General features: G+C 57.6%; 12 protein-coding genes. 4 read left to right on the top strand and 8 right to left on the bottom strand.

The genetic code is table 11. The features are described from left to right. Nucleotides 1-48 precede the first annotated feature (48 nt). From ACWPM9_RS03615 to ACWPM9_RS03590, 6 genes are all read right to left on the bottom strand, one after another. Nucleotides 49-1,053, bottom strand: coding sequence for a TRAP transporter substrate-binding protein (locus ACWPM9_RS03615; protein ID WP_428187583.1), 1,005 nt, complete (start codon nt 1,051-1,053; stop codon nt 49-51). A gap of 50 nt (nt 1,054-1,103) precedes the next feature. Further along, entirely contained in the window at nt 1,104-2,381 is a 1,278-nt protein-coding gene (locus ACWPM9_RS03610) for a TRAP transporter large permease (RefSeq protein ID WP_428187582.1), read from the bottom strand. A 1-nt stretch (nt 2,382) separates the two neighbouring features. After that, on the bottom strand, nt 2,383-2,916 hold the full coding sequence (locus tag ACWPM9_RS03605; RefSeq protein ID WP_428187581.1) for a TRAP transporter small permease: 534 nt from the start codon (nt 2,914-2,916) through the stop codon (nt 2,383-2,385). Nucleotides 2,917-2,936: 20 nt separating this feature from the next. Then, nucleotides 2,937-4,097 carry a fumarylacetoacetate hydrolase family protein gene (locus ACWPM9_RS03600; protein WP_428187580.1) on the bottom strand — a complete coding sequence of 387 codons (1,161 nt, stop codon included), beginning with the start codon at nt 4,095-4,097 and terminating at the stop codon, nt 2,937-2,939. Between the two features lie 189 nt (nt 4,098-4,286). Then, a complete protein-coding gene (locus ACWPM9_RS03595) occupies nt 4,287-4,997 on the bottom strand; it encodes a FadR/GntR family transcriptional regulator (protein WP_428187579.1) in 711 nt (236 codons plus the stop codon). Nucleotides 4,998-5,037: 40 nt separating this feature from the next. After that, nucleotides 5,038-6,483, bottom strand: a complete 1,446-nt coding sequence (locus ACWPM9_RS03590) for an FAD-binding oxidoreductase (RefSeq protein ID WP_484757588.1) — start codon at nt 6,481-6,483, stop codon at nt 5,038-5,040. A 188-nt stretch (nt 6,484-6,671) separates the two neighbouring features. On the opposite strand from ACWPM9_RS03590, the gene denD reads away from it, so the two are divergent. The 4 genes from denD (at nt 6,672) to msrA (ending at nt 10,963) form a co-directional block, all read left to right on the top strand. Next, nucleotides 6,672-7,655: a D-erythronate dehydrogenase gene (gene denD / locus ACWPM9_RS03585; RefSeq protein WP_484756778.1), complete on the top strand. Its 984-nt coding sequence runs from the start codon at nt 6,672-6,674 to the stop codon at nt 7,653-7,655. After that, complete coding sequence (locus ACWPM9_RS03580; protein WP_484756777.1) at nt 7,655-8,548, top strand: NAD(P)-dependent oxidoreductase; 894 nt, start codon at nt 7,655-7,657, stop codon at nt 8,546-8,548. The genes denD and ACWPM9_RS03580 overlap by 1 nt, the downstream gene beginning before the upstream one ends. Continuing rightward, nucleotides 8,548-10,332, top strand: a complete 1,785-nt coding sequence (locus tag ACWPM9_RS03575) for an IlvD/Edd family dehydratase (RefSeq protein ID WP_428187575.1) — start codon at nt 8,548-8,550, stop codon at nt 10,330-10,332. Before ACWPM9_RS03580 ends, ACWPM9_RS03575 begins: the two co-directional genes overlap by 1 nt. Before the next feature lie 121 nt (nt 10,333-10,453). Then, on the top strand, nt 10,454-10,963 hold the full coding sequence (gene msrA / locus ACWPM9_RS03570; RefSeq protein WP_428187574.1) for a peptide-methionine (S)-S-oxide reductase MsrA: 510 nt from the start codon (nt 10,454-10,456) through the stop codon (nt 10,961-10,963). 58 nt (nt 10,964-11,021) lie between these two features. Here the strand turns inward: msrA and ACWPM9_RS03565 are convergent, their stop codons facing one another. Then, nucleotides 11,022-11,789 (bottom strand): SDR family oxidoreductase, encoded by a 768-nt coding sequence (locus tag ACWPM9_RS03565; protein WP_484756776.1) that lies wholly within the window; start codon nt 11,787-11,789, stop codon nt 11,022-11,024. A gap of 161 nt (nt 11,790-11,950) precedes the next feature. Then, nucleotides 11,951-14,347 (bottom strand): Wzz/FepE/Etk N-terminal domain-containing protein, encoded by a 2,397-nt coding sequence (locus tag ACWPM9_RS03560; RefSeq protein WP_484756775.1) that lies wholly within the window; start codon nt 14,345-14,347, stop codon nt 11,951-11,953. Between the last annotated feature and the right edge of the window lie 68 nt (nt 14,348-14,415).

Below are 14,415 nucleotides of genomic sequence, written 5' to 3'. Positions count from 1 at the left end.
CCGCTGCGGGCTCTTCTATGACTGCAACCGCAGCCGTCATTTGGTCTGTTAGTTGCGGATCTTCTTCAATTCAGCAAGAACGGAGTCAACGACGTCAGCGCCGATTTCAGCCTTGTGCTTGTCGTAAACAACCATCGACTTTTCGCGAATGCGGACCTGCTCTTCGGGAGAAAGCTGATTGAACTTGATGCCTTCAGCTTCGATCTTTTCCAGCGACTTCTTGTTCAGATCGCCGATGACCGAACGCTCAACGTCGCGGCCGACCTTTGCGCATTCGCTAAGAGCAGCCTGCTCGTCAGGCGTATAGGTATCAAAAATAGCCTTAGAGAACAGGAACAGGAACGGCGTGTAAGCGTGGTTGGTCTCGGTCACATACTTCTGAACTTCGTAGAACTTCGAAGTATCGATCGTCACATAAGGGTTTTCCTGTGCATCGATCGTGTTGGTTTCGAGAGCCGAGAACACTTCGCCGAATGCCATTGGCGTCGCGTTGGCGCCGAGGTTCTGGAACGTGTCGAGGAAGACGTTGTTCTGCATGACGCGAACCTTCATGCCTTCCATGTCTTCCCACTTGGTGACCGGACGAACCGAGTTCGACAGGTTACGGAAGCCGTTTTCCCAGTAAGCGAGGTTTACGAGACCAACAGCTTCGAGCTTCTCGTTCATCATGTCACCGAACTCGCCGTCGAGAACCGTGTAGGCTTCCTGTGCATTGGCAAACAGGAACGGAAGGTCGAACACGCCGAGAGCAGGCACGATGCCGACGAGCGGCGAAGACGACGTGACGACTGCTTCCTGTACGCCCGAACGCAGAGCCTGCGTGGCCTGCAAGTCGCCGCCAAGAGCGCCGCCCCAGAATGCGGTCAGCTTCAGCTTGCCACCGGACTTGTCGTCAAGGCATTTTTGCATTGCTTCGATACCGTTGCCGACCGGGTGGTCGGCATTGATGCCGTTCGAAACGCGGATGTTGCGATCATTGAATTCAGCAAAGGCCGGAGCGGATGCCGAAGCAGCAAATGCAAGTGCCGTAGTCGCGAGTAGAATCTTTCTCATATTATCCTCCCAAAGGATGGTTGAAGTTAAACGATAGGCGTTGAAACCCCTCAATGCAGCCACCGTGCAGGCACCATGATGATTTCGGGGAATAGAACGAACAGCATGAGCACGCAGACTTCGACGAGAAGGAACGGCAGAATGCCGACCACGACCTTGCCGAGGGGAATGCGCCCCACACCACTCACCACGTTCAGCACGACGCCAACAGGCGGCGTGATGAGACCGATGCAGCAGTTCATGATGAACATCACACCGAAATAGACTGGATCGATACCCGCCATCTTGATGATCGGCATCAAGACAGGGGTCAGGATCAGGATGGTCGGCGTCAGGTCGAGCGCCGTACCGACGACCAGGATCAGCAACATGATGACTAGCATCAGCAGCTTTGGCCGGTCGATCAGCGGCTCGATATAGCCAGCGACCTCCGCCGGAATATTCGCAGCCGTAATCAGCCAGGCCGAAACCAGCGCGGCACAGACGAGGAACATAACGATGGACGTCGTCTTGGCGGCCCGCAGGATAACCGATGGCAGGTCCTTTGGCTTCAGCTCGCGGTAAATCACCATACCGACAAAAAGAGCATAGGCAGCTGCAATCACTGCAGCTTCGGTTGGCGTCACGACGCCAGCCTTGATGCCGCCGAGAATAATGACCGGCATGCCCAGCGCCCAAAGCGCACGGCCAGTTGCTCCAAGACGCTCAGCACCGGACGCCTTTGGCAAGGCTTCGATCTTGTCCTTGCGGACAACGACGAGCCACATGGCAATCAGGGCGAAGCCCATGAAAATGCCAGGCACGATACCAGCCATGAAAAGCTGTGTGATCGAAACGTTTGCCGACACACCGAAGACGATGAAAGCCATCGACGGCGGGATGACGGGAGCAATGATACCACCAGCCGCAATCAAACCGCCGGAACGCGGCACGTTGTAACCGGCATTGGCCATCATCGGGATCAGGATCGCGGCAAGTGCCGCCGTATCGGCAGCAGCCGAGCCGGAGATACTGGCCATGATGATCGCAGCCATGATCGCAACGATACCCAGACCGCCGCGAATATGGCCCACACAGGCAATCGCGAATTCAATGATGCGGCGAGACAAGCCGCCTGCATTCATCAACTCGCCGGCAAGAATGAAGAACGGAATAGCAAGCAGCGTGAATGTATCAGCGCCGATGATCATGTTCTGCGCGATAATCTGGCTGTTGAACATGCCCATGTAGCTCATGAGCACGACACCGCAGAACATCAGCGCGAATGCGACCGGCACACCAATCGCCATGGCGCCGAGAAGCGATACTATAAATACCAGAAGGGTCATATCAGCCGCGCTCCGACAGATGTTCTATGGACATGTCTTCGCCGGCAAAAGCGGCAAGTTCACGCTCGGTTATGCGACCGGTGGCGATACGAAACAGGCGTTCCAAGGCAATCAAAATACAGCCTGTGCCGGTGAAGAAGCCAATACCATAGACCCAGCCCATGGAAAGCCCGGTCACCGGAGCACTCATGCTCATATTGATCGGCAGCTGTTTCCAGGTACCCCAGAAGAAGATCGCGGAGACCGCTATGATCACGAGATTGGTGATAGCCATCAATACGATGCGGCCCTTGCGCCCGAACATCGCCACAACGGTCTCGACACCCATATGACCATATTCACGAAACCCGACCACAGCGCCGATGAAGGTGAGCCAGACGAAGAAATATCGCGACAGTTCATCGGAAACATTGAGGCCCGAATTGAAGCCATAGCGCAGCACAACATTTCCGAAGACCATGATCGCCATGCCTGCAAGAAGCAGCACCATCAGGGTTTCGAGAAATCGGTAGAAAAGATCGACGACTTTTTGCATCCGTTCCTCCCTGGTTCTGTTTACAAAAGGCCGCGGCCTGCGAGGTTTTTCATCAGCGCACCCAGACCGAAGGTCCATTCCGGGCAGGCATTGCTGCGCTGAACCCAGTTGACCAACCGTCCAAGCTTTGGCGTGGAAATTTCAACCCGGTCACCCATTTCATGGGTGAAGCCTTGCCCCTCGCCACGGCGGTCCTTGACCGGTGCAAACATGGTTCCCAGAAACAGAACAGCACCATCAGGATACTGGTGATTGCGATTGAGCAACTGGCGTGCGAGATCGGACGGAGTGCGACTGATCGCTTCCATCGGACTTTCGCCGGCCATGACGAAACCATCTTCGCCTTCGACATGCAGCGAAACCTTCACTCGCGACAAATCTTCAAGCGAGAATCCCGCGTCAAACAGGCGGATGAACGGCCCTATCGAGCACGACGCGTTGTTATCCTTGGCCTTCGACAGCAAAAGCGCCGAACGACCTTCAACATCGCGCAGGTTGACGTCATTTCCAAGCGTCGCACCGACGATTTGACCATCGGAGCGAAGGACCAGAACCACTTCAGGTTCCGGATTATTCCATTCCGACATCGGGTGAATACCCACAAGCGCGCCGCATCCAACCGATGACATGGGCTGTGACTTAGTGAAGATTTCCGCATCCGGACCGATGCCAACCTCGAGATACTGCGACCAGAGATTCATGTCCTGCAGAAGCGCCTTGACCTTGCTGGCCTGTTCCGAGCCGGCGACCAGTCCGCGAAGGCTGTCGCCAAGGACTGGCGCCAATTGCTCGCGTATAGCCTGGGCCCGCGATGCATCGCCTTTGGCCTGCTCTTCGATCACACGCTCAAGCATGCTGTCGGCAAACGTCACGCCTGCAGCTTTGACTGCCTGCAGGTCGATGGGTGCCAGCAATTCGCCGGCCTCGCCGGAGAGGAAGTCATCCAAGGCACCGAGATCGGCAAGGCCTTCGGCAGACTTCAACTGCTCAACAATGTTCTCGGCTTCCAGAAGCGACGACACTGTGGCGGATAAGGATGACAGATCGAACACACGATCGTCTCGAACGAGCACGACGCAGGGGCCATCAACGGCTTTCGACCAGACGCGACCAATCAGCAACGCCTGCGAAGCGTCGTCGGGCAAAATTTTCGCAGCGTTAAGTGAACGCGTGAGTTTCAAAATAATCCTCCCCCATGTCTCCCGGACAGGGTTTTATGTAAACACCTTGCCACATTGTCCGGATGTCTGACAACGCGGCCAGCGACGTTGTAGTTTTAGTTTTGCAACCTGTCTAGCAGTCAAACTGACTATAGTTACGCGAATTCCTCATTTAGGCTGCGAAATTTAGCACAGCTCAATTTGTGAAACTCAATAGGAAGCGATTGTCAGCCCAATGCGCTTGGCAGCGCCGGACAAATGCGACTTCATCGCCTCCCGCGCCTTTTTCGGATCTCGGGTGGCGATTGCATCGCGGATGTCCACATGCTCGGCAATTGTCACCTCCACAATCTCTTCCAGCACAGCCACTGCCCGCGCTTCGTTGATGGCCAGACTGATCCGCTCGGCGATGAATCCGATGAAGATCGAGAAATATTCATTGCCGGTCGACGTCGCCACAGCACGATGAAAGGCGAGATCGGCGACGATCCCCTGTTCCGTCCACTTATCCGCGCCCATCATGGCCGCCAGTGTCTCATCGAGTTTGGCCAGATCAGCGTCTGTATGATGGACCGCGGCAAGGCCTGCGGCCTCTATTTCGAGAGGGACGCGCAATTGAAAAAGGTCCCGGAAAGTCGATTTGTTGTCGAGGTCGTGTTGCTCGATCCTGATCGCCTGGCGAGACTGCTGCTCGGTTGCGAACGCGCCCACGCCCTGCCTCGTCTCGACGAGGCCCTCATTGCGCAACTGCGCAATGGCCTCGCGCACCACAGACCGGCTGACGCCAAAACTGCTGGCAAGAAAATGCTCTGTCGGAAGCCTCTCGCCCGGCGCGATGCGTCCCTCGACGATTTCTCGACCGATCTGAGCCGCAATGCGCGCTGGCAAATGCTCTCCGCGCCTAATCTGACCGAAATCCACTCGTGTCTCCCCCGCTGATGCAGTCCTCCACAAATGTTTTCTACGAGTTCTTGTCGAAATTCAATTGGCAGCCCGGATTCATCAGAGAAGCTGGATCGATCGCAGTCTTCACGGCAGTCAGCAATTTGCGCTTCACCTTTGGCATCCGCGCTTCGTGGTCAGCCAGCTTCAATCGACCGATACCATGTTCAGCACTGATCGACCCTTGATAGGCATCCAGAACGCCGTTGATGGCAACCTTCGCCTTGTAGATCCGCTGAGCGACCTCGTCTGGAGAAAGGCCGGACGGAGGCAGAACGTTCAGGTGAACATTGCCGTCGCCCACATGGCCATACGAAACGCTGACGCAATCCGGCAGCGCCTCGGTAACGGCGGCCTCGGCGTCACGGACAAAATCCGCAAGGTTAGAAAGCGGCACGGAAATATCCGTACGCAAATGCGGACCGCGCTTGGCCTGACCTTCATTCATGCCCTCGCGGAAAAGCCATAGATTGCGCGCCTGCGTCGACGAGGACGCAATCACACCATCGGCCACAAGACCTTCTTCCATAACACCTTCAAGAAAGCGCTCCATCAGATCGGAGATATCGACCAGACCGGATCCTGAAATCTCCATCAGCACATAGGCCTCGTATTCGCCGGAGATAGGCATCGCCAGATCAGGGATTGCTTCCTGGGCCAGCACAAAGGCAAGCGGCGGCATGAACTCGAAGGCCGACATCAGGTCACAGCAATCCCGCCGCGCGCGGCGGAAAAGCTTGATGGCGTCATCCAGGGCATTGAGCCCCAGCAAAGCTGTCGCCACCTGGTCCGGTTCCGGCGTGAGCTTGACGGATATGGCAGTGATAATGCCAAGCGTCCCTTCTGCGCCGATGAACAACTGCTTGAGATCAATGCCACGATTATCCTTCCGCAGGGTCGACAGACAATCGAATACGGTGCCATCCGGCAGCACAACTTCAAGCCCCAGAACCAACTCGCGCGTCATACCGTAGCGCAGCACATTGATGCCGCCGGCATTGGTGGACACGTTTCCGCCCATACGGCAGGACCCCTGGGCGCCAAGTGCTAGCGGAAAGAACATGCCTTTTTCGGCCACGGCATCCTTGAACTCGGACAGGATGCAGCCTGCCTCAACCACAGCGGAAAAATCATCGCTATCGATACGGCGGATGGCCGTCATACGCTCAAGACTGATCACCACCTGACCCGAAGGCTGATCGGGCGTCGCACCCAGGACAAGTCCGGTATTGCCGCCTTGAGGAACGATGCCCAACCCAAGCGCTGCACATGCCTTGACCGCGGCTGCAACCTCTTCAGTCGACCGCGGGCGCAATACCGCCACCGCCCCGGTCGTGACATCGCCATGCCAATCCCGACAATAGCGAACCACATCTTCACCGCTGAGCACGACATCGGCTCCGAGTACAGCAATCAAATTCTCGGTGTGAAGGCTATTCTCTGGCGCCTCGGCTAAGCTTTGCATTGGCTCGTTCATAAAATCCCTCCCGCTTCGTAAAGCGGTGCCTTGCGCACCGACAGCACTAGCGTCTTGACGCGGTCACAACTATTTTGTTTTCAACGCCATCATATAAGGTTATCAGACAACCTTACAATATATTTATTCGGTCTGCCCCTCATGGCAGAAGCCGAGACACACCGAGGGAGGATTTCATGCATATCTGTATCATTGGCGCAGCAGGAATGGTCGGGCGCAAGCTGGCAGAACGTGTGGCAAAGAACGGCAACATCGACGGCCGTGCGGTCGAGACGATGACATTGGTCGACGTCGTAGCGCCAGAGGCACCAGCCGGCTTCACCGGCAAGGTCAACATCGAAACTGTTGACCTATCAACGCCCGGCGAAGCTGAGCGCCTTGTCGCGGCTCGCCCCGATGTCTTTTTCCATCTGGCGGCCATTGTGTCCGGTGAAGCCGAGCACGATTTCGACAAGGGCTACCGAATCAATCTGGATGGAACCCGCTATCTGTTTGACGCAATCCGCATTGCCAATGGCGAAGATGGCTACAAACCGCGCGTCGTCTTCACATCCTCGATCGCCGTCTTTGGCGCGCCGCTGCCCTACCCGATCCCGGATGAATTCCACACGACACCACTGACGAGCTACGGCACGCAAAAGGCGATCTGCGAACTGCTACTCTCCGATTATTCCCGCCGTGGATTTTTCGAAGGCATTGGCATCCGTCTCCCCACAATCTGCATTCGCCCCGGCAAACCGAACAAGGCTGCATCAGGTTTCTTCTCCGGCATCCTGCGCGAGCCGCTTGTCGGCAAGGAAGCCGTGCTTCCCGTTTCCGATGATGTTCGTCACTGGCATGCATCGCCGCGCTCTGCCGTCGGCTTCCTTCTGCATGGCGCGACAATCGACCTTGACGAAGTCGGCCCCCGCCGCAATCTGTCCATGCCAGGTCTGAGCGCCACTGTTGGCGAACAGATTGAAGCACTGCGACGCGTCGCCGGAGACAAGGCGGTCGCCTTGATCCGCCGCGAACCAGATGAAATGGTCATGCAGATGTGCGCTGGATGGGCACCGGGCTTTGAAGCAAAGAGAGCGCGTGCACTTGGCTTCACTGCGGAGAACTCCTTCGACGAGATCATCCAGGCGCATATCGAGGATGAACTGGGAGGAAAGTTATAATGGCAGCTGACACAAAAATAGCATTTCTCGGCACCGGACTGATGGGCGCGCCGATGGCAAGGCGTCTGCTGAAAGCAGGTTTTGCCGTGAGCGTCTGGAACCGGGCGGGCGACAAGGCTGAAGCCTTGGTCGCCGACGGGGCAAGCCATGCATCGAGCCCAACGGAAGCAGTGCATGGCGCAGACGTCGTTTTCACCATGCTTTCCGATGGCAATGCCGTTGGCGACGTCCTGTTCGACAAGGGCGTGGCATCCGCGATGAAGAAAGGCGCTGTGCTGATCGACACCAGTTCGATCGCCCCGCCTATCGCTCGCGACCATTCCGACAAGCTCAAGGAAATCGGCATAGCCCATATCGACGCTCCGGTTTCCGGCGGCGTGGTTGGCGCGGAAGCCGGCACTCTGGCCATTATGGCTGGCGGCGATCCTGAAACTGTCGAAGGATTGTCAGAAATCTTCACGCCTCTTGGACGCGTGACCTATGTTGGTCCGTCAGGAGCTGGCCAGATTTGCAAGCTTGCCAATCAACAGATTGTCGCCGTGACCATCGGCGCTGTGGCAGAAGCCATGATGCTGGTGGAAGCCGGCGGCGCGGATCGCGGAAAATTCCGCGATGCCATTCGTGGTGGCTTTGCCGAAAGCCGTATTCTCGAACTGCACGGAGAGCGCATGGTCAATCGCAGCTTCGCCCCCGGTGGCCCCTCGCGCCTTCAGCTCAAGGACCTGGATGCCGTTGCGGCCATGGCCGAGCATTACCACCTCGACCTCCCTTTGACAGAAAAAGTCCGTGGCGAATTCCGTGACTTCGTGTCAGATGGCGGCGCCGAAACCGATCACAGCGGACTGCTGCTGCATCTCGAAAAGATCAACAAGCGCACGCCCAAGGACAATTGATGAGCGATAGCAACAAAACTGGCCGCCGCCTGCGCTCGCAGGACTGGTTCGACAATCCCGATCACCTTGACCTGACAGCTCTCTATCTCGAGCGCTTCATGAATTACGGCACGACGCCGGAGGAATTGCGCTCGGGCAAGCCGATCATCGGCATTGCCCAATCCGGCTCTGATCTCAATCCGTGTAACCGACACCATATCGAACTTGCCAAGCGCCTGCGCGACGGCATCCGCGATGCAGGCGGAATTCCGATAGAGTTCCCGACGCATCCGCTGTTTGAAAACTGCAAGCGGCCGACGGCAGCACTCGACCGAAACCTGGCCTATCTCGGCCTCGTCGAGATCCTCTACGGCTATCCGCTGGACGGAGTGGTGCTGACGACCGGCTGCGACAAGACAACCCCATCGGCACTGATGGCAGCGTCAACCGTTGACATTCCGGCCATCGTTTTTTCCGGCGGTCCGATGCTCGACGGCTGGCACGACGGCGATCTGGTTGGCTCCGGCACCGTCATCTGGCGCTCGCGCCGGAAATATGCAGCTGGCGAATATTCCAAGGAAGACTTCCTTGAGGCAGCGCTGGATTCCGCACCGTCAATCGGCCACTGCAACACCATGGGCACCGCCTCCACCATGAACGCCATGGCAGAGGCGCTCGGCATGTCGCTGACGGGCTGCGCCGCGATCCCCGCCGCCTACCGCGCCCGTGGTCAGATGGCCTACCGGACCGGCCGCCGCGCCGTCGAACTGGTCATGGAGGACATCAAGCCTTCTGACATTCTGACACGCGAAGCCTTCCTTAACGCCATCAAGGTCAATTCCGCGATCGGCGGATCGACCAATGCCCAGCCGCATCTGGCCGCCATGGCGAAACATGCCGGCGTTGAGCTTTTCCCGGAAGACTGGCAGGTCCATGGCTTCGACATCCCGCTTCTCGCCAATGTTCAGCCCGCGGGTGAATATCTGAGCGAGCGCTTCCACCGCGCAGGCGGCGTACCCGCGATCATGTGGGAACTGATGCAGGCAGGGAAGCTGGATGGCTCCTGTCCGACCGTCACCGGCAAGACCATGGCCGAAAACCTGGAAGGCCGCGAAGCCGTCGACCGCGAGGTCATCAAACAGTTCAACGAGCCGATGCGCGAACGTGCAGGCTTCCTGGTGATGAAGGGCAACCTTTTCGATTTCGCCATCATGAAAATGAGCGTCGTCTCGGAAGAGTTCCGCCGGCGTTATCTGTCGGAAGTCGGCAATGAAGGTGTCTTCGAAGGCAAGGCCGTCGTCTTTGACGGTTCGGAAGACTACCACAAGCGCATCGAGGATCCCGCACTTGGCATCGACGAGCGAACTATCCTGGTGATCCGTGGTGCCGGCCCGCTCGGCTGGCCGGGCTCTGCCGAGGTGGTCAATATGCAGCCCCCGGCACATCTTCTGAAGAAGGGCATCACCAGCCTGCCAACCATCGGCGACGGACGTCAGTCCGGCACTGCCGACAGCCCGTCGATCCTCAATGCGTCTCCGGAAAGTGCAGCCGGCGGTGGCCTTGCCTGGATCAGGACCGGCGACATCATTCGTATCGACTTCAACGAAGGTCGTTGCGACATGCTGGTCGACGATGCCGAGATTGAAAAGCGCAAGGCAGATGGCATTCCAGCCGTACCGCAAAGTGCCACACCCTGGCAGAAGATCTACCGGGAAACAGTGACCCAACTCGCAGACGGTGCCACCATCAAGGGCGCATCTGACTTCCGTCAACTGGCAAAGACGCCACCGCGCCACAACCACTGACGGCGCAGATCCTGCGTCCCAATTGGCGCATGATCACATCATCGTTTGTTCAACGCCGGCAAATTGAAATTGCCGGCGTTGCGCACCATCTAAGGGTAGAACCCACCCAAAGGAGGATGGCATGACAAACAAGACCGAACGTGCCGTGCTGGCAGGCGGTTGCTTCTGGGGCATGCAGCAGTTGATCCGCCGGATGCCCGGCATCGTCTCCACACGCGTCGGCTATACCGGCGGCGACGTTGCAAATGCGACCTACCGCAACCACGGCACCCACGCTGAAGGGATTGAGATCGAATTCGATCCCACCCAGACCAGCTATCGCGATATCCTGGAGTTTTTCTTCCAGATCCACGATCCATCGACGCTGAACCGTCAGGGCAACGATGTCGGCATGAGTTATCGCTCGGCAATCTATTATACCGACGATGAACAGAAACGCGTAGCCGAAGACACCATTGCCGACGTCGATGCCTCAGGCATCTGGCCCGGAAAGGTGGTGACGGAAGTCGAACCGGTCGGCGATTTCTGGGAAGCGGAGCCGGAGCATCAGGATTATCTGGAGCGTTACCCCAATGGCTATACCTGCCATTTCCCGCGCCCGAACTGGAGACTGCCGCGCCGCGCGGCCTGATCCATAAAGTCTTGTGTGAGAAAGCCGCCGGTACACCACTGGCCGCTTTCTCCGTTGATCAGAGAACTGCGCTCATACCGCCATCGACATAGATGATCTGACCATTGATATAGTCGGATGCCGACGATGACAGAAATACCGCAGCGCCAGCAAGTTCCTCAGGGCGTCCCCAACGCCGCGACGGTGTCCGGCCCTTTACCCAGGAATCGAATTGCGGATTGCTCGTCAGGGCCTCGTTCATATCCGTCAGCATATAGCCCGGCGCGATAGCGTTGGCCTGAAGGCCATGCTCGGCCCATTCCGCTGCCATCGATTGGGTGAGAGCCTTGATGCCGGCCTTTGCCGCCGTATAGGGGGCAACCGTTGGGCGGGCGAAGCCGCTCATCAAAGACCCGATATTGACAATCTTTCCATAGCCGCGCGGGATCATGCGCTTGGCAGCTTCCCGTCCGACGAAAAAGGCACTCGTGAGATTGGTATCAATGACACGACGCCATTCGTCGGCCTGCAATTCAACCAGTGGCTTGCGAAGCTGAATACCGGCATTGTTGACGATAATATGCACATTCACGCCAGCGGCATCCAGCCGCTCAAAGCAGGCAATAACGTCATCCTCGTCGGTGACGTCAAACGCCTGGCTGAGAACATCGTGCCCTTCAGCCTTCAAGCTTTCCGCGACCGCTTCGAGACGCTCTGCATTGACCCCGTTGAGCACCACGCGTGCACCGGCCTGAGACAAACCGATTGCGATTGCATGCCCAAGCCCCCGCGATGAGCCAGTAACAAGTGCTGTCTTGCCGTTGAGGCTAAATAGCGGATTTTGCAATATTTCACTCCCAAATTTCGAAGAAACCCCAGACGCCTGTAAACGCGACTGACGGGCGGGTGGAGTATAGCCGCACCGCCCGGCGATACCAGAGCATGTCCTCTTTTTAGCGGAGACGTCCACCGCTTCGCGGAAGCATGGGCGACCACGGTGGAGCCGGGTTACGAGGTTTCTATTTCGGACTCCTCGGCGGGCGCCTTGCGGTCCGGTTTTGCCAGCAAGGGCTTCTGCTGCCCGTAGCCGCCACCGTCATAATAGGATGTGAATTGCTCGCGGAAACGTTCGGCCGCACCCGGATCGGCATAGCGATGGAGCCGCTCCATATCCGTCTTGTTGAGCATCATGCCAATGGTCTTTGCCGCGATCTGGGGTTCGGCGGCGAGCAGGTTTTCGACAACCTTCACGGGCGTCTTCCCCCACTGCGTCACGAAGATGAAGCCGTCGAGCTGCGGCTCCAGGGCCTTTGCGTCGATAACGGGCACCAGCGGCGGCAGATCGATGACGATCACATCGAACATGTCCCGCAGATTTCCAAGAAGCTGTCCCATCCCGGCAGATGTGAAGACTTCACTGGAATGCGCAAACGAACTTCCAAGCGATGCGATCGGCATGATGGCAAGCTTCGAGCGGCGGTCCACACGAACGACCTTGGTCCACTCGATACCCTCATAGAGCGTTTCGAGAAGCCCCGCCTCCGGCTCCTTCGCCAGCATCTTGCTCAAGGATGGCTCACGCAGATTGCCGTCGATCACGAGCGTGCGTTGGCCGCTCATCGCCATCAAGCCGGCAAAATTGGCAGCAACCGTGGTGCTACCTTCGCCCGGCAGGCAGGAGACGATGCCGATCACACGGCACTTTCTGCCCTTGAGCGCCAGCTCGGTGGCAATACGCGCATGCCTTAGCACTTCGGTATAGGGAGATCGCGGTGCATCGACGGCCAGTCGCATCATCTGTCGGAAGTGGTCAGGTACAGCATGGTGCTCAGCATCCACGCCAGGATCATGTGAAGGATCGGCACTCTTTCTCGAATGTTGGGCCATATCGATCCACGGAAGATAGCCGAGAAAGCGTACGCCCAGTCTATCCCGCACATCCTGCCCGGTTCGAAACGTTCTGTCCTTGAGTTCCAGAAAGCCAGCAAGTCCGCACCCCACAAGCCCACCGAGAACGACGGACAGGGCCATCGTCAAGGTTTTTTTCGGGCTGGACGGCGCAGACGGCACACCTGCCTCGGAAATCACACGCGCTTTCGCAATCGGAAATGACTGCTGCTGAGCCGTCTGTTCGAAGCGCGTGAGGTAGCTCTGATAGAGCGTTTTCAGCGCTGATGCCTTCTGCTCCAGTTCGGCCAATTGCACCATGGAGACATTGGCATCAGAGTTCCTACCCGTCACCTGCGCGATATTGTCTCGCAACGAAGCCTCGCGGGATTTGGCCACTTCGAACTCATTTCGAAAGCTCTCGGTGAGCTGCTGAAGCTCATTGAAGATCTGCCGCGAAATATCTTGCCTGTCGGCCTTCAACGCCAGCGCCTGGGGATGGTCAGCACCGAACTGCTTCGTGACCTCCTGCTCACGGTCGTTAACGGCGATGTAGCGTTTGCGCAGATCCTGCAGGATCGAATTGTCGGTCTGGAGTGACGAGATGACCGCATTGGTCACAGCCGCTGCCTGCCCCTGCTCCAGAATGGCCTCATACTGGCGATAACGCGCCTCAGCTGTCGCCGTATCCGCCTGCGCCGCGATAAGCTGGCTATTCAGATCGGAAAGTTGCTGGGTCGTCATCAACTCGCCGCGCGGCGAAACCAGACCGTGCTCGTTCTTGTACTGCTCGACCGCCATCGACGCCTGCTGCGAACGGGTATTGAGATCGGTCAGCCGTTCCTGCAACCAGCTGGAGGCCCGTTCGGTTGCTTCGAAATTGGCGCTGAGCTGCTCCTCGAGATAGGCTTTGGCATAGGCTTTGGCGATACGCGCCGATAACACAGGCTCAGGCGAACGCACCGAAAGCGCGATAACCGAACTGCGCCCAACACGCTCCACCGAAAGTGACTGACGTAAAATAGCGGCTGCCTTCTCCCGAAGGCCCGCCTCCATGGCACCTTCAGAAGCCGGCGGCTTGCTGGGCAAAAGCGCAGAGATCATGCTGCGAACGGTGCCTTTCAGAGCGTCAACAGGCGACTTCGGTGGGTTCATGAGAATGTCGTTTTCGGCGAATTTGCCGTCATCGACCACCCGCATGGCCAATGCCTTGGACTTGAGGATCTCGACCGAACTGGACATGCTGTTATCAAGCTGCTGACCGCTCTGGCGGCCAGGTTCGTCTTCGGCGAAACGGGACATATCCTCGTCGACCAGGATTTGTGTCATGGCCGTATAGGACGGCTGAACCATCAAGAGATAGACACCGGCCAGCACCATTGCTCCTGCAACGCACATGGCAATCAATGCAAATCGCCGAACGACCATGCTCCACAATTTGTCGAGATCGATAAAGCTGTCGCTGTCTCTGCGGTCCATCTGGAATACCTGTCTCGACCGCAATGTGGTGTGGTCCATGTTCAATCCACCTCAGGAACATTGATGTACAGGCGCGGTATCGCGCCTGTATTCGTTTGCGTTTCGAT

It is taken from the genome of Agrobacterium sp. H141, from assembly GCF_057158725.1.
This window is presented reverse-complemented; position numbering and strand designations above follow the sequence as displayed.